Source organism: Ochrobactrum sp. Q0168 (assembly GCF_016427605.1).
Taxonomy (GTDB): Bacteria; Pseudomonadota; Alphaproteobacteria; order Rhizobiales; family Rhizobiaceae; genus Brucella.
In genome coordinates this window covers 67,911-87,072 of the sequence record NZ_JAELXQ010000015.1, presented here as the reverse complement: position 1 = coordinate 87,072, position 19,162 = coordinate 67,911, and the positions used below count along the sequence as shown (strand labels likewise).

Genomic DNA, 19,162 nt, shown 5'->3' with positions numbered 1-19,162 from the left:
TCACGCCTTACTTGCTCTTTGGAGCTTATTCGGGGAAAGCTTTCAGCAAGAACACGGCTTTTCTGGGATAGATCGCTTCACGATCCAACAGAATGGTTGGGGCGTCAGTTTGTTTGGTGTACACGCCCCAGATGAGTCCAAAGTACGATTGAAATAATATCGCTGTATCTTCTGCGGAAATTGCGCGGCGACAAAACGGAATGGCGAACAGCGTGAAAACCAGACTGACCGGAAAACTTAAAGCCAAGAAAGTCACAGCGCCCCAAGCCAAGGCGTTTTCCGTCCATCTGTTGACGGCATCGGGGTCGTTTCTGGCTTTTCTGTCGATCGTTGCGGCAAGCGACGGGCGATATACCGCGATGTGGTGGTGGCTTGGTCTGGCGCTATTCGTGGATGGTATCGACGGCCCAATCGCGCGCAAGCTCGAAGTCAAATATGTTCTGCCCAACTGGTCGGGTGAGCTGCTCGATAACATCATCGATTACGTCACCTATGTTCTGATCCCCGCCTTTGCCTTGTATCAAAGCGGCTTCATGGGAACGAACCTATCCTTCATATCGGGCGCGATCATTGTCGTGTCGAGCGCGATTTACTATGCCGATACGGGCATGAAGACGAAGGAGAACTTCTTCAAGGGCTTCCCGGTGGTGTGGAACATGGTGGTCTTCACTCTGTTCATCGTCAGGCCGGGAGAATGGGTCGCGTTCGGCACTGTGGTCGCATCGGCGATCCTGTCGTTCCTGCCGATCTGCTTCCTGCATCCGGTGCGCGTTGTGCGGCTGCGTCCCGTCAATCTCACGGTGTTTCTGCTCTGGTGCGCCTTCGGGGCAATCGCGCTTTATTACACGCTGGATGCGCCGCTGTGGGTGCGCGTGGGTATTTCCGTCACCGGGCTCTATATCTATTTCATTGGCGCAATCATGCAGTTTTTCCCTGGCCTTGGGCGCACGACCGCCGTCATTGAGACCGAGAAAGCTGCAGCTGCAAAAAAGAGCGGAGACGTATGATGATCAATGCCATTCGCGTTCATCAGACCGGCGGGCCTGAAGTTCTGAACTATGAGCCGATTGAACTCGGTGAGCCGGGGCCGGGCGAAGCAAAGGTTCGTCACGAGGCTGTGGGCCTCAATTTCATCGACGTTTATTTCCGTACCGGCCTCTACAAGGCGGCGCAAATGCCATTCACACCCGGCAATGAAGGCGCGGGCACCGTTATTGCCGTTGGCGCAGGCGTTGAAAATGTGAAAATCGGCGACCGTGTAGCCTATGTGGCAACGCCTGGCTCCTATGCGGACGAGCGTATTTTGCCTGCCGACCGTTTGGTGATCGTGCCGGAAAATATTGATCTCAAAACAGCCGCTTCGATGATGCTCAAGGGCATGACCGCACAATATCTGCTGCGGCGTACCTTCCGCGTTGAAGCCGGGCAGACAATCCTTTTTCATGCCGCGGCTGGCGGCGTCGGCCTCATCGCGGGGCAGTGGGCCAAGCATCTTGGCGCAACGGTTATCGGCACGGCGGGATCGGCAGACAAGATCGCGCTCGCGAAAAAGCACGGCTATGACCATGTCATCAATTATCGCACGGAAAATTTCGCGGAAAGAGTGCGTGAGCTGACCCATGGCGAAGGCGTGGACGTCGTCTACGACTCCGTCGGACGTGATACCTATATGGGTTCGCTGGATGTCCTGAAACCGCTCGGCATGTTCGCCTGCTTCGGCCAGTCGTCTGGCGTTATCCCGCCGTTTGATCTTGGGCTTCTGGCGCAGAAGGGCTCACTTTTCGCGACCCGCCCCACGCTGTTCAACTATGTCGCCAAGCGTTCCGATCTTGAAAAGACCGCAGCCGAGCTTTTCGACGTTGTGGGCAGCGGTGCGGTGAAAATCGAAATCAATCAGACTTACGCCCTGAAGGATGCCCGCAAGGCGCATGAAGAACTGGAAGCGCGCAAGACCACAGGAACGAGTATTCTACTCCCGTAATACCCCTTGGCTGACCTTATTTTCGCGGCGTGACCGAGGTGGCACGCATCGCCGGTGTGTATATGTTAGGCAGAGCCTTCTTTTGCTCTTTTCAAGTGCAAAATTGCTGCTAAGGTCTTTCAAAAATACATTTGGGGAATAATGTCAGCCAATTTATCCGACCGGCCTCTTCTGGATGTCCGCCGGCTCACGAAAGTATTTGGGCAGCTCAGGGCTTGCGATGGGGTTGATCTCACCATTGCCGAGGGTGAAATTCACGCGCTTCTGGGCGAAAATGGCGCTGGAAAGTCCACTTTCGTCAAAATGCTTTTCGGCGCTTTGCAGCCGCTCGAAGGCGAAATCGTCTGGAAGGGCCAAAGCGTTGTCATTGGCGAACCCGCTGCCGCAAGAAAACTCGGCATCGGTATGGTTTTCCAGCATTTTTCGCTGTTTGATTCGCTGACTGCCGCTGAAAACATCGCTCTTTCACTGGACCATTCGCTGTCCTTATCGAATGTGGCGAGGCGAGCCAGTGAAGTCGGCAAGACCTATGGCTTGCCAGTTGATCCGCAGGCTCATGTCGGCGACCTTTCGGTCGGCGAGCGCCAGCGCATTGAAATCGTGCGCTGTCTTTTGCAGGAACCGGACCTGATCATTCTGGATGAACCGACCTCGGTTCTGACACCACAGGAAGCCGATCGCCTGTTTGAAACACTCGAACGGCTGAAGGCAGAAGGCAAATCCATTCTCTATATCAGCCACCGTCTGGAAGAGGTGAAGCGCCTCTGCGACCGCGCAACGGTGTTGCGTCACGGCAAGGTGGTCGGGCATTGCGATCCGCGCAAGGAAACTGCCGCGTCGCTCGCCCGCATGATGGTTGGCAACGACATTAAGGTCGTGGCGCGCAGCCCGATGAATACCGCGGCGACGCGTGCTGAAGCCCTGTTTGAAATCCAGTCACTGTCGCAGCCGCCACGCGGCCCCTTCTCCACGGCGTTGAAGAATATCTCGCTTTCGGTGGCGGCAGGCGAAGTTGTCGGTATCGCAGGCGTTGCTGGCAACGGGCAGGGCGAGTTCTTCGAGGCGATATCCGGTGAAGTGCTGCAATCGGCGGCCTCGACCGTGCGCATTCGCGGCAGGGATGCGGGCAGGCTCGGCATCAGTGAACGCCGCATGATGGGTGCAGCTTTCGTGCCGGAAGAGCGGCTCGGCCACGGTGCGGTGCCGTCGCTGCCGCTAACCGATAATCTGTTTCTGTCTCGCTACAAGACCGACGCGAAAGCGTTTCTGCGTGGCGGTGCACTGAAACTGATTGCCGAAAGCGCGCTGCATTCCGCCGCCCGGCGTATCATCGAGCGCATGGATGTGCGCAAAAGCGCAGAAAACCCGCCGGCATCAGCATTGTCCGGCGGCAATTTACAGAAATTCATCATCGGTCGCGAACTCGACCGTTCGCCATCGGTCATGGTCGTCAACCAGCCGACATGGGGCGTCGATGCCGGCGCCGCAGCCCATATCCGGCAGGCCCTTGTGGATCTGGCGCGTTCCGGCTCCGCCGTTCTCGTTATCAGCCAGGATCTCGATGAGCTCTTTGAAATCAGCGACCGGATTGCCGTCATGAATCACGGTCAGCTTTCCGAACCTTTGCCAGTTGCTGAAATGACCCTTGAAAAGATCGGCCTGCTGATGGGCGGCATTTCCGGTGAAGCAGCGGCGGGGGCAGCCTGATGCGGATCGAACTCGTCAAACGGCCGCAGCCGTCGAAGCTTTTCAGCGCCTTGTCGCCCCTGCTGGCTTTGGCGCTGACCTTCATCTTCGGGGGGCTCGCCTTCGCGCTGATGGGCAAAGACCCGTTCAATGCGCTTTATGTGTTCTTCGTCGAGCCTTTGTTCGATATCTGGTCGTGGCATGAATTGCTGGTCAAGGCCGCGCCGCTGATCCTGATCGCGGTCGGCTTGTGTGTCTGTTTCCTGTCGAACAATTGGAATATCGGTGCCGAAGGGCAATTTATCATGGGCGCGGTCGCGGGTTCCATCCTGCCGGTGCTGTTTCCCGACTTCCAGTCATGGATTGTTCTGCCGCTGATGTTGTTGATGGGCATGGCGGGCGGCGCGGCCTATGCGACTGTTCCGGCCTTCCTCAAGGTTCGCTTCAACACGAACGAGATTCTCACCAGCCTGATGCTGGTCTATGTGGCGCAGCTCTTTCTCGACTGGCTGGTGCGCGGACCGTGGCGTAACCCGGAAGGCTACAACTTCCCCGAAACGCGCCAGTTCAACGAAAGCGCCATTCTGCCGGAAATCTGGAGTGAATCGGGGCGCGCTCATTGGGGCTTCATTCTGGCGCTAATCGCCGCCGTGCTGGTCTGGTTCATGCTCAAGCACACGCTAAAGGGCTTCGAGGTCAAGGTTATTGGCCAGAGCCCGCGAGCCGGGCGTTTTGCCGGTTTCAGCTCTGGCAAGCTGGTTTTCTTTGTCTTTGCCGTTTCGGGTGCTTTGGCCGGGCTTGCCGGTATTGCGGAAACATCCGGCGCTATCGGGCAGCTTCGCCCGGTGATTTCGCCGGGCTATGGTTTTACTGCAATCATCGTCGCGTTTCTGGGGCGTCTCAATCCGCTTGGCGCAATCGCTGCCGGGCTTGTGCTGGCGCTGTCCTATCTCGGCGGCGAGGCAGCACAGGTCGCCATCGGCATTTCAGAAAAATCGGCACGCGTGTTTCAGGGCATGATCCTGTTCTTCGTGCTCGCCTGTGATACGCTCATTCTCTACCGCATTCGTTTTGTCAGTACGCGCAAAGCGGGAAAGGCCTGATCCGATGGAACTGACCCAGGCCATTCTTCTCACAATCGCCACCGCCGCCACGCCGCTGCTGATCGCAGCCATCGGCGAACTGGTGGTGGAACGTTCGGGCGTACTCAATCTCGGCGTTGAAGGCATGATGCTGATGGGCGCTGTATCCGGCTTTGCCGCAGCGCAGCTCACGGGCTCGGCATGGCTCGGCCTTTTGGCGGGCATGGCCGTTGGCACCTTGTTTTCAGCGATTTTCGGCTTCCTGACGCTCACACTCGTCACCAATCAGGTGGCGACCGGCCTCGCCCTGACCATTCTGGGCATTGGTGCTTCGGCCATGCTGGGCGAGAGCTTTGTGGGCATTCCGGGCGTGCGCCTCGATGCTATCTACATTCCCTATCTCACGGACATTCCTTTGGTGGGGCGGTTCCTGTTCGGGCAGGACCCGATCTTCTATTTCTCACTGCTGCTGGTTGCTGGCGTGACGTGGTTCCTGTTCCGCACACGCGCAGGGCTCACCTTACGCGCCATCGGCGACAGCCACGGCTCCGCGCATGCGCTTGGCGTGCATGTGGTGCGCACACGCTATCTGGCGGTGCTGTTCGGCGGGGCCTGCGCTGGCCTCGCAGGCGCGCAGCTCTCGCTCGTCTATGTGCCGCAATGGGTGGAAAACATGACGGCCGGTCGCGGCTGGATCGCATTGGCGCTGGTGGTTTTCGCCTCGTGGCAACCATGGCGGGTACTGATCGGTGCTTATCTTTTCGGCGCTGTCACGATCGGGCAGTTGCATGCGCAGGCGCTTGGGTTTGGCATGCCATCACAGTTGCTGTCGGCCTTGCCTTATCTCGCGACTATCGTGGTGCTGGTGATCATCTCGCGCAACAAACGCCTGACGATGATGAACACGCCCGCATCGCTCGGCAAGCCGTTCGTACCGGACAGGTAGGGGTTGAACAAAAGCTGCTCCCAACAGCTTTTGTTTTGAATATTGGGTGTCAACAAGGAGTGCAGGGAACATGAAAAAGACGCTTTTGGCCTTCGCCACAGCTGCGAGCTTTATGCTCGGCGGCGCGGCGCATGCAGAAGAAAAACTCAAAATCGGCTTTATCTATATTGGACCTCCGGGCGATTTCGGCTGGACCTATCAGCACGATCAGGCGCGCAAGGAACTGGTTGAGGCACTGGGCGACAAGGTCGAAACGACCTATCTCGAAAACGTGCCGGAAGGCGCTGACGCCGAGCGCTCCATCGAGCGTCTGGCGCGCGCCGGTAACAAGCTGATCTTCACAACTTCCTTCGGTTACATGGATCCGACGATCAAGGTCGCCAAGAAGTTCCCGAAGGTGAAGTTTGAGCACGCCACCGGCTACAAGACCGCAGATAACGTCTCGGTCTATAATGCGCGCTTCTATGAAGGCCGGTATGTTCAGGGACAGATCGCTGCAAAGCTCTCCACCAAGGGTGTAGCAGGCTATATCGCCTCCGTGCCGGTGCCGGAAGTGGTGCAGGGCATCAACGCCTTCATGCTGGGTGCGCAGTCGATCAATCCGGACTTCAAGGTCAAGGTCATCTGGGCGAATTCCTGGTTCGATCCGGGCAAGGAAGCCGATGCCGCCAAGGCGCTGATCGATCAGGGCGTCGATATTCTGACCCAGCACACCGATTCCACTGCCGCCATTCAGGTTGCAGCCGAACGCGGTATCAAGGCTTTCGGTCAGGCTTCGGACATGATCAAATTTGCGCCGAAGACGCAGCTGAGCGCCACCATTGACGAATGGGGCCCGTATTATATCGACCGCGCCAAGGCGGTTCTCGACGGCACCTGGAAGAGCCAGGACATCTGGTGGGGCATGAATGAAGGCCTCGTCAAGATGGCTCCATTCACCAACATGCCGGACGACGTGAAGAAAATGGCCGAGGAGACGGTGGCCAAGATCAAGTCCGGCGAATTGAAGCCGTTCACCGGTCCGGTCAAGAAGCAGGACGGTTCGGAATGGCTCAAGGCTGGCGAACAGGCCGACGACAAGACCTTGCTCGGCATGAACTTTTACGTCGCAGGCGTGGACGACAAGCTGCCGCTATAAGCCTTGTTTACGCGCAAAAAAAAGGGCGCCTAGGGCGCCCTTTTTCTTTTTCTATTTGCTTCTACCGAGGTTTCTTAAAGCGATAGTTTAAGGCCTTCGTGGCTGTGGGTGAATCCGAGCGACTGATAAAAACGCAGCGCATCGGAACGGGATTTGTCCGTGGTGAGTTGCACCAGTCCGCAACCCCGTTCGCGGCATTTTTCAATGGCCCATTCGATCATCTGACGGCCAATGCCGCCGCGGCGAATATCGCTCGCAATGCGCACGCTTTCAATCTGTCCACGCCATTGGCCCATGCGGGACAGCCCCGGAATGAAGCTCAATTGCAAGCAGCCGATAATCCGCCCGTCATGCTCGACTACGGCCAGAAACTGGTTCGGGTCGGTATTGATGGCAGCAAAGGCGTTCCGGTATTCGTCGCGCAACGGCAGGCTGGCGTCTTCGCGCTTTGCGCCGAGCGCATCATCGGCAAGCATGGCGACGATAGCCGCCACATCTGCCGATGTTGCTTTTCTGATGGCTATGGCAGCCGACGCCGCCATCAGACCGCGATACCGTGCAGATCGTATGCGTCGCTGGCTTCGACCTTTACGGTCACGATATCGCCAACACGCAGCGGACGACGCGACTGGATATGCACGCTGCCGTCGATTTCCGGCGCATCATAACGGGTGCGGCCCTTGGCGACCGTGCCGTTCGCCTCATCGATAATGACGGGCAGGCGCTTGCCTACTTTCTTCTTGAGAAGATTGGTGGAAATCTGCTGCTGCTTGGCCATGAAACGATGCCAGCGGGCTTCCTTGATTTCTTCCGGCACCTGCTCAAGGCCGAGATCATTGGCTTTTGCGCCCTTGACCGGCTCATATTTGAAGCAGCCCGCGCGTTCGATTTTGGCTTCGTCGAGCCAATCCAGCAGCAGCTGGAAATCTTCTTCCGTTTCACCGGGATAACCGACGATGAAAGTCGAGCGGACGGCCAGATCAGGGCATGTTTCGCGCCATGCCTGAATGCGGCGCGACGTCTTTTCCTGATGAGCCGGACGGCGCATGTTTTTCAGAACGGCAGGCGAAGCATGCTGGAATGGAATGTCGAGGTAAGGCAGGATTTTGCCGTCCGCCATCAGCGGAATGACTTCATCGACATGCGGGTAGGGGTACACATAGTGCATGCGCACCCAGACGCCCATGTCGCCCAGTTCGCGCGAAAGATCGAGAAACTTGGTGCGGACCGTGCGGTCTTTCCACATGGCTTCCTGATATTTGATGTCGAGGCCGTAGGCGCTCGTATCCTGCGAAATGACGAGGATTTCCTTGACGCCGGCTGTCACCAGCTTTTCGGCCTCGCGCAGCACCTGATCGATCGGGCGCGAGACGAGATCTCCGCGCAGCGCCGGAATGATGCAGAAAGAGCAGCGGTTGGAGCAGCCTTCGGAAATTTTCAGATAGGCGTAGTGGCGCGGCGTGAGCTTCACACCCTGCGGCGGCACCAGATCAACGAAGGGATCATGTGCTGGCGGGGCGGCTTCGTGCACGGCGCTCATCACGCTTTCATAGGCCTGCGGGCCGGTGATGGCGAGCACGTTCGGGTGACGTTCGCGAATGACGTCCGGTTCCGCGCCGAGGCAACCGGTAACGATCACCTTGCCGTTTTCGTTGAGTGCGAGGCCGATGGCGTCAAGCGACTCGTCGCGTGCGGAATCGAGAAAGCCGCACGTATTGACGATCACCAGATCGGCGCCGTCATGCTTGCGGGAGATTTCATAGCCTTCCGAGCGGAGGCTGGTGATGATGCGTTCGGAATCGACCAGCGCCTTCGGGCAGCCAAGTGAAACGAAACTGACGCGCGGTGCGCTCATTGGGGGAACCTTGCAAATTTCGGAAATTGCGCGCGCAATACCACGACAAAGGGGGCAAGGTAAAGCTTGGATGCCACGAGCGGTCGCCGCATGGCGCAATAAGCAAGCCGGGACTGGAGGTCCCGGCTTCGGAGCGTTCAGAAAAACAGGCTTATTCGGCTGCGTCCGCAGGCGCGGCGTTCAGCTGGCCGTAACGCTCTTCACCGATTTTCGCCAGCAGGTCGAGCTGGGTTTCGAGGAAGTCGATATGGCCTTCTTCGTCTGCCAGAAGCTCGTCAAAAAGCTGCTTGGAAACGTAGTCGCCGAGCTGATCGCAGATTTCGCGCGACTTCTTGTAGGAAGCGCGGGCATCATATTCACCGGCAAGATCGGCTTCCAGAACTTCCTTGACGTTCTGGCCGATGCGTAGCGGTGCGAGAGTCTGCAGGTTTGGGTGACCTTCGAGGAAGATGATGCGGTCGATGATCTTGTCAGCGTGATGCATCTCTTCGATGGATTCTTCGCGCTCTTTCTTGGCAAGACGCGTGAAACCCCAGTCGTTCAGCAGGCGGTAGTGCAGCCAATACTGGTTGACAGCGCCGAGTTCCAGAAACAGAGCCTCGTTAAGCCGCTCGATGACCTTTGGTTCGCCTTTCATTCCATGAACTCCCGAATTTGTCGCGTAGAGAACGTACACGATCCATAAACTGGATAACGTTTTCGTCCATTTGGTTGTGACGAAGATGATACTCTTCAGTCACCCTTATGATCGTTTCTACGACGTTTGGGAAGCAGCCGCAGCAGCGGCCGCGCTTGGACATGGCATTATAGACGGTGCCAGGAACGATAAGCTGCCAGCAGTCCTGATCGAGAAGTTCGATCACAACTGCTTCAATATCTTTATCTGTGATGACGTTACAGCTGCAAACTAGCATGAGATGGATACTCCCATGCCGTTCTGGCAGTAAAAACCTGACGCGGAATGCGAAAACTGGAGGAAGTTTACCTGATTGCCCGGTACTTCTACTTCAAGATGGCTGCTGGAAACGCGCAGCGTTATTTTACTGGTGGCGCAAGGCCAAGATGAACCGGACAATGGTTCCTCCAATTGCAAGGGTTAAAGGCCCGAACATTAAAGGTCTATTGAGGTGATCTATTAAACTCACCAAACTAGGTCAGGTTATGGCTGGGGAGCAGGTATCTGTCAAATTCTATGTTTTTGAAATGTTCTAAAAAACAATTACTTAGAATCATTCTAAATATGAGTTAACTATCCATGTTTACACATGAATTGGGTGTTTAAATGCTTCGTCGGCAATGGTGTAAAAGCATTGCCGACAGAAGTTGCGCCATTTCGCCGCACCTTGTGGAAAAGGTGCTCGAGACAGTGGCTTATGCGCCTTCGACGGCGCTGAAGCCTTCGAACTGCGGCGGTCCGAGATAAAGCGGTTTGTTGGTTCCAGCATTGCGATGCGCTTCGCGGAACTGTTCCGACTTGGTCCAGAAGACGAAATCTTCGCGGCTGCGCCAGACCGTATGGGAAGCATACAGCGTATAGCCTTCCTCTTCATTGGTCGCGCCGCGCAGCAGGTGGAACGTTTCGAAGCCCGGAAGCTCGGAAAGTGTGGAATCGCGATTTTTCCAGACGGCTTCGAAATCGGTTTCACTACCGACGCGTACCTTGAAGCGATTCATGGCTATGAACATGGCTCATCCTTTTCCATTGGGTTTGGACTGGCTTTCGATCGACTATAACGGGTTTTCTGGTCGGCATGGCCAGAAACCTGAACTCGAATTTCCGGCGCGTGCGGTGGTAGGGCCGCACGCGCCGCGTCACATCTCGGGATCAGAAGGCCGCAGCCGCGGTCAGAGGTTGGCCAGCCTTCAAAGATGCGACGGTTAGATCATGTCCCGGGCACCTTGGGATGGTCGTGCCCGGGCACTTGCCTCGGATCAGAACTGGAACTGTGTCGCCACAAGGAACGTACGTCCCTGACCTGAGCCCGACGTGCTCAGGAATGGCGTGTAGCTCTTGTCGAACAGGTTGTTGACCTTCAAAGTCAGATCGACGCTATCGGTGAACTTGTAATTGGCGAACACGTCCACGAGGCCATAGCTGTCCGACTTAGTGACGCCGGTGAATCCGACGGTATCGCCGTCCGAAACATAGGAATAGCGACCGCCAACCGTCAGCTTGCGTTCGAGGAAACGCGCACCGCCGCTAACCGAGAACACGTCATCCGGCATATACTGACCCGCGCCGAGGCCTGCCGTTTGAGCCGGAAGGTCTGATTTCGAGTGAGTATAGGTGATGCCACCGAAGGCCATACCGGCGTCATACATCGCTTCCAGCTCAAATCCGCGTACCTGCGAGGTGCCCTCGACATTCACGAACTGGGATTTGCGGTAGACGGGATTGAATGCCGATATGATGTAATCCTCGACATCCATGTCGTAATAATCGGCTTTCAGGCGGAATGTGTCTCCGGCGAGGAAGAGGTCATCCTTCTTGACGTTCACACCGATTTCCCAGCCCTTCTGGGTTTCAGGCGAAAGGGCAGGATTCGGCAGGAAGCTGACGCTTGTTGAACCGGGGTGGGTGCCGCCGAGCATGGTTTCCTGCAACGTCGGTGCGCGCATGGTCTGGGAATAGGTTACATAAGGCTGTAACCAGTCGGTGGCATTGACCGCCAGCGTGATTTTCGGATCGAGGCGCTGCTTGGAAATATCGACGTCGTAAAGACCGCCATTTCCAAAGTTTGCCAGACCGGTATCGGCGCTGCCAGACGTATTGAAAAAATCGTAACGCAGGCCGCCAATCAGGTCGACGATGCCATAGCTGAAGGTGGCTTCGGTAAACACCGCGCCATTGCTGCTACGACCGTCAGCCGGATTGACGCCGGTATTGTCGCCGGAAACATTGTCGCGGAAATATTCGACGCCGTAGTTCCACTTGACGCCGACTTCACCGAGATTGAAGCGCGATGTGTTCGAAATGTCGAAACCATAGCCCTTGTCCGTGATGCTACGACCTGTTGAAGCGCCGGGACGGCCGGTGGACAGGCTGTTATAATAGGTCATGTCGAGGCGGTTGTAATAAGCGTTGACATGCAGGTCGACCAAGTCGTTATCCGACGGATTATAGCTGTAATTCGCCGTGAATGTCTTGTTCTTGACGTTCTGGTCGTAGGAATTGGCGCCAAAGTCGTTGTTGTAGAAAACACCGCCAAGCGACAGCTTGTGATCTTCGCCGAAACCAAATTCGGTCTTGACGAGACCAGAGGTCAGTTCCTGTCCGGTATCCGGCTGCTCGACGCCATCGCCATTCTTGTAATTGTTGGAATCGCGGCGGCTGATGGCAGCGGCAACGCCCATCGAATTGACGCGCGCACCGGCGGCCAGCATTTCAGAGAAGCCGACGCCGTTGCTGCCCCATGAGGCACGCCCGAGGACACCATATTGCTGGCCCTGACGGACGATGTCATCCACGCCGAGCGTGCGGAAGTTGACGCTGCCCGCCAGCGCGCCGCCACCCGTGCCGGTCACTGCGCCGCGCGAAATATCGATGTCGGCGAGGAGGTTCGGATCGACATAGGTGAAGCCCTGCGCCTCATGGCCGGTGAAGCGGAAGTTCTGACGAACGCCATCGACCATCATGTTGACGCGTCCGGAACCTTCAAAGCCGCGAATATTGACGGCAACACCCGGCTGGGAGCCGTTCATGCGGGTGAAGACGCCCGGCTTGTCGCGCAGCACATCGTCTAGTTTCACATCGCCGTTGCGGCGCAGCTCTTCGCTGGAAACAGTGCTGACGGCGGCGGGCGTATTGTAGGTCGCATCACCCTTGGCGCCATCGCCCCGGATGGTGATCGTCTTCAGCTTGATGTCGGTTTCGCCTTCGGCTGCTTTTTCCTCCTGAGCGAATGACTGCGAGGCCATCGCGACAAGAATGACGGCGAGCCCGCTGCTCGCCAGGAATGAACGCTTGTGTACCCCACCAGTCGCCCGCATTGCTGTATTTCCTCTGCGCAAGTGTGCTCCCACCGACCTGAGTCCCGGCAGGAAAGCCTAAGAATTCAATTGTTTAGAATGCTTCCAATATGAAAGCCGCTTGGCTGGCTGGCGAAGACGAATTCTTCGTGGCTTGCGCTGGAAGGGCGAGATTTAAACTTGACTCGATTAATCCAGTAATGCAGTGATTAGTAAACATGACTAACGATGTCAACAAATCAATTTCGTCACCAACAGGCGGATATCGTTTTGTGAAAAACGTGGCTTCCGAGCGAAGCTTTTAAGTCAAAGGCAGGCAGGAAAATGAACAGGCGTATTCATATAGACATGCAAGTGCGTTTGCCCCGCGGGCACGCCGCCGACCGTTCTGCCAATCGCATGATCGACGGTTCAGCTGGCGATACCGCCGGTGAACGCGCCGCGCCGACGATTCGCGCAACTCTGAAGGAAGCGCAGATCAAGACTTATGGCAGCCGTGAACTTTTCGACGGCTCCCGCGAGGTAGGGATAGAGCATGGCGGATCGCTCTATCGCCTCAAGATTACCCGCCAAGGCAAGCTCATTTTGAACAAGTAGGCAAGACTCTCATGACGCAATATTCCAAGCCCTCCCCAGAACAGATTCTCCAGGCACGGGCGGACAACCTGAAGGCGCGCGAGCGCGATTTCGCGCAGAGCCTCGGTATTTCTGAAGCCGATTTCGTTGCTGCCCATTGCGGACTGGGCGACGATGCCGCCATCTCGGCCCGCCGCATTCGTGCTGATGTCGAGACATTGCTCAAGCGCGCTTCGAGCCTCGGCGAGGTTATGGCGCTGACGCGCAATGAAAGCGTCGTGCACGAAAAGATCGGACCGTTTGAAACGGCCGTTTGGGGACCGCATGCGTCAATAGTGCTGGGAAAGCAGATTGATCTGCGTATTTTCCCGAAGCATTGGGTGCATGGTTTCGCGGTTCGCAAGAAGGACGGCGAGGAAGTGCGGCGCAGCCTTCAGTTCTTCGATGCTTCCGGCGAAGCGGTGCACAAGATTCATCTGCGACCGGCATCCGATGTTGAAGCCTATGAGGCGCTCATCACCGAACTTCTGCTTGATGATCAGTCGGGTTCTATTGAAACGACTGCGGTTGCGCCGAAAGGTGCAAAGGCCAATGTCGCGCTTGTCGATACCGATGCCTTCCGCGAGCGCTGGAGCGCTTTGACCGATGTGCATCAGTTCATGGGGCTGCTGAAGGATTTTGGCGTGGACCGCCATCAGGCCGTGCATCTTGCCGGACAGGATTTTGCATGGCGCGTTGATCTTTCATCCGTGGAAGCGATGATGAATCACGCCGTACAGCAGCAGTTGCCGATCATGTGCTTTGTCGGCAATCGCGGTTGCATCCAGATCCATACTGGACCGATCCATGAGATCAAGATGATGGGTCCGTGGCTGAACGTTCTCGATCCGACCTTCCACATGCATCTTCGTATCGATCACATTGCCGATGCATGGGTCGTGCGCAAGCCCACCAAGGACGGTCACGTCACCTCGCTGGAAGCTTATGACGCCAATGGCGAACTGATCGTTCAGTTCTTCGGCGAGCGTCATGAAGGCGAGGCGGAACTGGCCGACTGGCGCATGATTGTCGAAAACCTGCCGCGTCTTCCCCGGTCAACCGCTGCATAGGACGCGCATGATGTCTGTCATTTCAGCAAGATTCACGCGGGTTGCCGCTGTCGCCGCTATGGCTTGGTCACTGGGCATCGGCATTGCCGGTGCCGATACCGTCGAACGGTTTGCCGATACGTCACGTATTGTCTCTGTCGGCGGGCCGCTGACGGAGATCGTCTATGCACTTGGCGCGGAAAAGATGCTCGTTGCACGCGACCAGACCAGCACCTATCCGGCGGCAGCGGAAGCATTGCCGGATGTCGGTTACATGCGCCAGCTTGCACCGGAGGGGGTGCTGTCGGTCAATCCGACGGGCATTCTGCTCATCCAGGGCAGTGGGCCGCAGGACACGCTGGAGGTCTTGAAGAAAGCCTCCGTGCCGATGGTTATCGTGCCGGAAGATTATACCGGCGAAAGCGTCATTGAGAAGATCGAGGCTGTCGGCAAGGCGCTCGGTCTTGAAGACAAGGCCAAGGTGCTGGCGGATAGAGTCGCGGGCGATCTTCAGGCTGCAGAAAAGGCAGCCGGCGCGCACGAACAGCGCAAGCGGGTGTTGTTCGTCTTGAACGGCGCTAGCGGACGTCTGATGGCGTCCGGAACCGGGACGGCGGCTGACGGCATGATCAAGCTTGCAGGCGGTGTGAACGTCATTACCGAATATCCGGGTTACAAGCAGCTGACCGATGAAGCTATCGGCAAGGCCGCACCGGATATGATTTTGATGATGAACACCGGCGGCGATGGTGTTGGCCCGGATGACCTTCTGAAAAATCCAGCAATTGCCAGCACACCTGCCGGACGCGCCAAAAATGTCGTCGCCATGGACGCGCTTTATCTGCTGGGCTTTGGCCCGCGTACGGGTGCTGCCATTCGTGAATTGTCGGCGAAACTCTACGATACGCCAGCGGGACAATAATCGGATCAGGCATCCGACATGAGGAATAAGCAAATGACCAGCCAAAGTCGTGTGGCAGGCGGAGAGCCCTTCACCATGCGTCATCGAGCCGGAGACAGTCGGAAGAACGCTGGCGCAACCGGCGCGAAGGTCGGGGATCGCACGCAACGCGCACGCATTGTGCTGGTCGTACTCAGCGTCGCGCTGTGTCTTACAGCCCTGTTCAGCCTTACGGCTGGTGCTTCGGATGCTTCCATTCTTACGCTGCTGCGTGGATTTGTGAGCGGGGAGGGGGCGGAGACCTTTCAGCGTGATCATCTGATCATCATGGAAATCCGCCTGCCGCGTATCATCCTCGGCATGTTGATCGGTGCGGGACTTGCCGTGTCCGGTGCCGTCATGCAGGGGCTATTTCGCAATCCGCTGGCTGATCCCGGTCTGGTGGGTGTAGCGTCGGGTGCCAGTCTCGGCGCTGTATCGATGATCGTGCTCGGCGGCAGCGTTCTGGCGCCGGTTATCGCGGTTCTTGGCATCTACGCACTGCCATTGGCGGCCTTCTTCGGCGGGCTTGCCACAACCTTGTTGCTATACCGGGTTGCGACGCGTCGCGGGCGCACATCGGTTGCCACCATGCTTTTGGCGGGCGTTGCGCTTGGCGCGCTGGCGGGGGCTGCGACCGGCGTTCTGGTCTATATGGCCGATGACCGCCAGTTGCGGGATTTGACTTTCTGGGGGCTTGGTTCGCTTGCGGGCGCGACCTGGAGCAAGATTGGTGCTGCCGGGCCAATCATCGCGGTGGTGCTGATTGCTGCGCCAATGCTGGCGCGTGGTCTTAACGCGCTTGCACTGGGTGAAGCTGCTGCTGGACATCTCGGCATTCAGGTGCAGCGCATCAAGAATGTCGCCATCGTCACCGTTGCTGCGGCCACCGGCGCGACAGTTGCGGTAGCCGGTGGCATCGGTTTTATCGGAATCGTGGTGCCACATATGTTGCGTCTCAGCATCGGCCCGGATCATCGCTATCTTCTGCCCGCGTCGGCGTTGCTGGGCGCTATTCTGCTTCTGCTTGCCGATGCGGTCAGCCGCACCATCGTTGCACCGGCGGAACTGCCCATCGGTATCATAACCGCCATGTGCGGTGCGCCGTTTTTCCTCTGGATATTGCTGCGTCAGCGCGGCCTTCTTGATCTGTGAGGTTGTCATGATTGAAACCAAGTCACTCAGCGTTCGTCTCTCGGGTAAGTCGATCATCGAGAATATCGATTTCACGGCGCGCGCCGGTGAGGTGACGGCAATTGTCGGTCCCAACGGATCGGGCAAGACGACGCTCCTGCGCGCGCTGTCGGGCGATGCGCCCTATACGGGCGGTGCCTTTCTGGATGGGCGGTCCTTTGCGGATATCAAGCCATGGGAAATGGCGGCGCGTCGTGCGGTGCTGCCGCAGGCCAGCGCCTTGTCCTTTCCGTTCACAGTGCGCGAGATCGTCGGCCTTGGTTTGACAGGCGGCTACAGCGGCCTGTCGCGCGATCTACAAACCGGCTTGCCCGACCTTGCCTTGCAACGCGTGGATCTTGGCGGTTTCGGCGGCAGGCTCTATCAGGAGCTTTCGGGCGGCGAACAGCAGCGGGTGCAGCTTGCCCGCGTGCTTTGTCAGGTCTGGAGGCCAGTCGTTGATGGCTCCGCGCGTTATCTTTTTCTGGATGAGCCGATCTCGAGCCTCGATATCAGGCACCAGATCGTCGTGATGGAAATCGCGCGGGATTTTGCTGCAGAAGGCGGCGGCGTGATCGCCATTCTGCATGATCTCAATCTGACGGCCATGTTCGCCGACCGGATCGCGGTCATGTGTCAGGGCAGGCTCGACACGATCGGCACGCCACAGGAGGCACTGACCGATGAGCGGCTGGAGCGGGTTTATGAATGCGCGCTGCGGGTAGGAGTGCCGCCTGCGCGTGGTGTGCCCTTCGTGCTGCCGCAATCGGCCTATCGCGCCGCCGCCGAATAAAAGCAGACACATTAAAAAAGGTGCGGTTTTCACCGGACCTTTTGTTTCTCACACTGCCGCAGGATTAGCTCGCGACGCGCTGTTCTTCCATCTCATCAAGACCCAGCAGTGCCCGCACATTTGGACGGGCTTTTACCAGATCGGAAATGCTATATTTCATCAAGACGCCGAAGAAGGCGTTGAGCGCTTCACGCAGCGCCGAGTTCAGGGCGCAGCTATCGACCAATGGGCACTCGGTTGCATCGTTTTCGAAGCACTCGGCCATTGCGAAGTTTTCTTCGGTGACGCGTACAACATCGAACAGACTGATATCGTTGGCCGCACGGCCAAGGCGCACGCCGCCATTGCGACCGCGCACGGTTTCAACCAGCCCGTTTTCCACGAGCGGCTGCAAAATCTTGAAAAGAAACAGTTCCGAAACGCTATAAGCGCGAGCGATTTCCGGAATGCGGCTCAGCTTGCCTTCATTCGCGGCACAGTACATGAGTATCCGAACGGCATAATTCGTCTGGCGAGTAAGGCGCATGACAGTTCCTTTCAGCACGTCCAGAGCATTTTCAAACCCGACCAGGTCAGGTCGGAAAATGCCCTCGCTCTTGATATTCCGCTTCCAAAAATCTGGACTGAAATTTCGGTTTGAACTCCACAAAGCCCGCGTCGAGAACACTCTCCGCTCATGGCTTTTTCATGGAAACCGGATTTCATTGATAGGCCAGTTTAGAATCGTTCTTAATATATAGAAGGTCTTTTCCCACATTTAAAGTGGAAAAAACGAGTCGTATTTTTGCTGATTGCAAGCCCTCCCGTGTTCGGCTTGCATATTACTGGCAAACGTCGATCCACTCTGCGGTCACCAAAGCTGCCATCCTGTCGGGCGCAATACGAACCGCGCTGTTGGTTGCTCCCGCTGCCGGAACCACTTCCTCGAACGCTTTCAGCGAAACATCGCAATAGACGGGAAGCGCGCTCGGTAGGCCGAAAGGGCACACGCCGCCAACCGGGTGGCTGGTTTCAGCCAGCACGGTGTCGGCATCCAGCATACGTGGCTTGGTGCCGAAGCGATCCTTGAACTTGCGATTGTCGATACGCGCGTCGCCGCGTGTGACAACGAGGATTGTCTGGTCCTTAGCTGAAAAGGAAAGCGTTTTCGCGATTTGGCCGGGTTCCACGCCGTGCGCTTCTGCAGCCAAGGCGACAGTGGCGGTGCTCGTTGGCAATTCGATGACTTCGACTTCGGGCGCCTTGTCAGCAAAAAATGCCTTTACGGATTCCAGGCTCATGGCTTTCCTTATTATGATGATAATTCAACTCAAGTTTACGTCTCATTAACGATGAGAGCAACCCTAGAACTGTTATAATTTTGGTGGAATTGGTCAATTGAATAATTATTGGCGATGCAGCGTTAAGCGCGGCGATATTATTTTCCAATGCGGACTTGTTTTGAACACATTGCCCACCTATATCGCTGTCATCGGCATAGCTTAAGAGCGCTGGACGCGTCTGTTGCTCGCTATTGTCGCCATCGTTTGATGCTTTTGACCACGGATGTACTGGCACTGGTAGGAAAGCGATGGATCAGGAAGGTCGGTGCGTTTTCGCCCCGGCCTTTTTTGTTTTCTAAATTTGCTGCCCCTGAGAGATCGTACAGAACGGTCGCGATCAAGTTGACGCGGCGATAAAAGCTGCTAAGAAGTCACCCGTTGAGTGATTGGTTGGCAATCGATGATTTGCTGCTTTTCCCACTGAGGGAAAAGAAGGTATTACAATCACTTGGAGGGGTGGCCGAGCGGTTTAAGGCACCGGTCTTGAAAACCGGCGTGCAGGAGACTGTACCGTGGGTTCGAATCCCACCCCCTCCGCCATATCTCAATCCACAATCCGCTTTGGAGAGCTATTTCTCTTGCAAATCTGGGCTTTTCTGCCCATTGCTTTGTC

Annotated in this window: 19 protein-coding genes and 1 tRNA gene; 12 read left to right on the top strand and 8 right to left on the bottom strand. The window is 56.9% G+C overall.

Annotated elements, in window-relative coordinates; translation table 11 throughout:
* Positions 1-200 precede the first annotated feature (200 nt).
* The 6 genes from pcsA to JAU75_RS19695 all read left to right on the top strand — a co-directional run bounded on the left by pcsA (position 201) and on the right by JAU75_RS19695 (position 6,833).
* Positions 201-1,007 (top strand): phosphatidylcholine synthase, encoded by an 807-nt coding sequence (gene pcsA / locus JAU75_RS19720; RefSeq protein WP_199058150.1) that lies wholly within the window; start codon positions 201-203, stop codon positions 1,005-1,007.
* Entirely contained in the window at positions 1,007-1,981 is a 975-nt protein-coding gene (locus tag JAU75_RS19715; protein ID WP_199058149.1) for a quinone oxidoreductase, read from the top strand. Before pcsA ends, JAU75_RS19715 begins: the two co-directional genes overlap by 1 nt.
* A 141-nt stretch (positions 1,982-2,122) precedes the next feature.
* Positions 2,123-3,688 carry an ABC transporter ATP-binding protein gene (locus JAU75_RS19710; protein WP_199058148.1) on the top strand — a complete coding sequence of 522 codons (1,566 nt, stop codon included), beginning with the start codon at positions 2,123-2,125 and terminating at the stop codon, positions 3,686-3,688.
* The gene (locus JAU75_RS19705) at positions 3,688-4,770 is read left to right on the top strand and encodes an ABC transporter permease (protein WP_199058147.1); all 1,083 of its coding nucleotides are present in this window, start codon (positions 3,688-3,690) and stop codon (positions 4,768-4,770) included. Before JAU75_RS19710 ends, JAU75_RS19705 begins: the two co-directional genes overlap by 1 nt.
* 4 nt (positions 4,771-4,774) lie before the next feature.
* A complete protein-coding gene (locus tag JAU75_RS19700) occupies positions 4,775-5,695 on the top strand; it encodes an ABC transporter permease (protein WP_199058146.1) in 921 nt (306 codons plus the stop codon).
* A 70-nt stretch (positions 5,696-5,765) separates the two neighbouring features.
* Positions 5,766-6,833 (top strand): BMP family ABC transporter substrate-binding protein, encoded by a 1,068-nt coding sequence (locus JAU75_RS19695; RefSeq protein WP_199058145.1) that lies wholly within the window; start codon positions 5,766-5,768, stop codon positions 6,831-6,833.
* Between the two features lie 74 nt (positions 6,834-6,907).
* Here JAU75_RS19695 and JAU75_RS19690 read toward each other — a convergent pair whose 3' ends face one another.
* From JAU75_RS19690 to JAU75_RS19665, 6 genes are all read right to left on the bottom strand, one after another.
* Positions 6,908-7,375, bottom strand: coding sequence for a GNAT family N-acetyltransferase (locus JAU75_RS19690; protein WP_199058144.1), 468 nt, complete (start codon positions 7,373-7,375; stop codon positions 6,908-6,910).
* Complete coding sequence (rimO, locus tag JAU75_RS19685) at positions 7,375-8,688, bottom strand: 30S ribosomal protein S12 methylthiotransferase RimO (RefSeq protein WP_199058143.1); 1,314 nt, start codon at positions 8,686-8,688, stop codon at positions 7,375-7,377. Before rimO ends, JAU75_RS19690 begins: the two co-directional genes overlap by 1 nt.
* A 151-nt stretch (positions 8,689-8,839) precedes the next feature.
* Positions 8,840-9,325: a bacterioferritin gene (gene bfr / locus JAU75_RS19680; RefSeq protein WP_078340358.1), complete on the bottom strand. Its 486-nt coding sequence runs from the start codon at positions 9,323-9,325 to the stop codon at positions 8,840-8,842.
* Positions 9,291-9,602 carry a bacterioferritin-associated ferredoxin gene (locus JAU75_RS19675; RefSeq protein WP_109367516.1) on the bottom strand — a complete coding sequence of 104 codons (312 nt, stop codon included), beginning with the start codon at positions 9,600-9,602 and terminating at the stop codon, positions 9,291-9,293. The genes bfr and JAU75_RS19675 overlap by 35 nt, the downstream gene beginning before the upstream one ends.
* Before the next feature lie 457 nt (positions 9,603-10,059).
* Positions 10,060-10,374: an antibiotic biosynthesis monooxygenase gene (locus JAU75_RS19670; RefSeq protein WP_199058142.1), complete on the bottom strand. Its 315-nt coding sequence runs from the start codon at positions 10,372-10,374 to the stop codon at positions 10,060-10,062.
* 246 nt (positions 10,375-10,620) lie between these two features.
* Positions 10,621-12,678: a TonB-dependent receptor domain-containing protein gene (locus tag JAU75_RS19665; RefSeq protein ID WP_199058141.1), complete on the bottom strand. Its 2,058-nt coding sequence runs from the start codon at positions 12,676-12,678 to the stop codon at positions 10,621-10,623.
* Between the two features lie 378 nt (positions 12,679-13,056).
* Between JAU75_RS19665 and hemP the strand changes: the two genes are divergently transcribed.
* From hemP to JAU75_RS19640, 5 genes are all read left to right on the top strand, one after another.
* Positions 13,057-13,254, top strand: a complete 198-nt coding sequence (gene hemP / locus JAU75_RS24130) for a hemin uptake protein HemP (RefSeq protein WP_371836214.1) — start codon at positions 13,057-13,059, stop codon at positions 13,252-13,254.
* An 11-nt stretch (positions 13,255-13,265) separates the two neighbouring features.
* A complete protein-coding gene (locus JAU75_RS19655) occupies positions 13,266-14,342 on the top strand; it encodes a ChuX/HutX family heme-like substrate-binding protein (RefSeq protein WP_199058139.1) in 1,077 nt (358 codons plus the stop codon).
* Between the two features lie 10 nt (positions 14,343-14,352).
* The gene (locus JAU75_RS19650) at positions 14,353-15,243 is read left to right on the top strand and encodes an ABC transporter substrate-binding protein (RefSeq protein ID WP_199058138.1); all 891 of its coding nucleotides are present in this window, start codon (positions 14,353-14,355) and stop codon (positions 15,241-15,243) included.
* Between the two features lie 75 nt (positions 15,244-15,318).
* Positions 15,319-16,416: an iron ABC transporter permease gene (locus tag JAU75_RS19645; RefSeq protein ID WP_247880558.1), complete on the top strand. Its 1,098-nt coding sequence runs from the start codon at positions 15,319-15,321 to the stop codon at positions 16,414-16,416.
* A 7-nt stretch (positions 16,417-16,423) separates the two neighbouring features.
* A complete protein-coding gene (locus JAU75_RS19640; protein WP_199058136.1) occupies positions 16,424-17,227 on the top strand; it encodes a heme ABC transporter ATP-binding protein in 804 nt (267 codons plus the stop codon).
* 64 nt (positions 17,228-17,291) lie between these two features.
* On the opposite strand, the gene rirA is transcribed toward JAU75_RS19640, so the two are convergent.
* Together rirA and JAU75_RS19630 are read right to left on the bottom strand one after the other, a co-directional pair.
* Entirely contained in the window at positions 17,292-17,753 is a 462-nt protein-coding gene (rirA, locus tag JAU75_RS19635; protein ID WP_109367509.1) for an iron-responsive transcriptional regulator RirA, read from the bottom strand.
* Positions 17,754-18,048: 295 nt separating this feature from the next.
* Entirely contained in the window at positions 18,049-18,507 is a 459-nt protein-coding gene (locus JAU75_RS19630; RefSeq protein ID WP_199058135.1) for a YbaK/EbsC family protein, read from the bottom strand.
* Positions 18,508-18,999: 492 nt separating this feature from the next.
* On the opposite strand from JAU75_RS19630, the gene JAU75_RS19625 reads away from it, so the two are divergent.
* A tRNA-Ser gene (locus tag JAU75_RS19625) sits at positions 19,000-19,089 on the top strand.
* Positions 19,090-19,162: the final 73 nt, after the last annotated feature.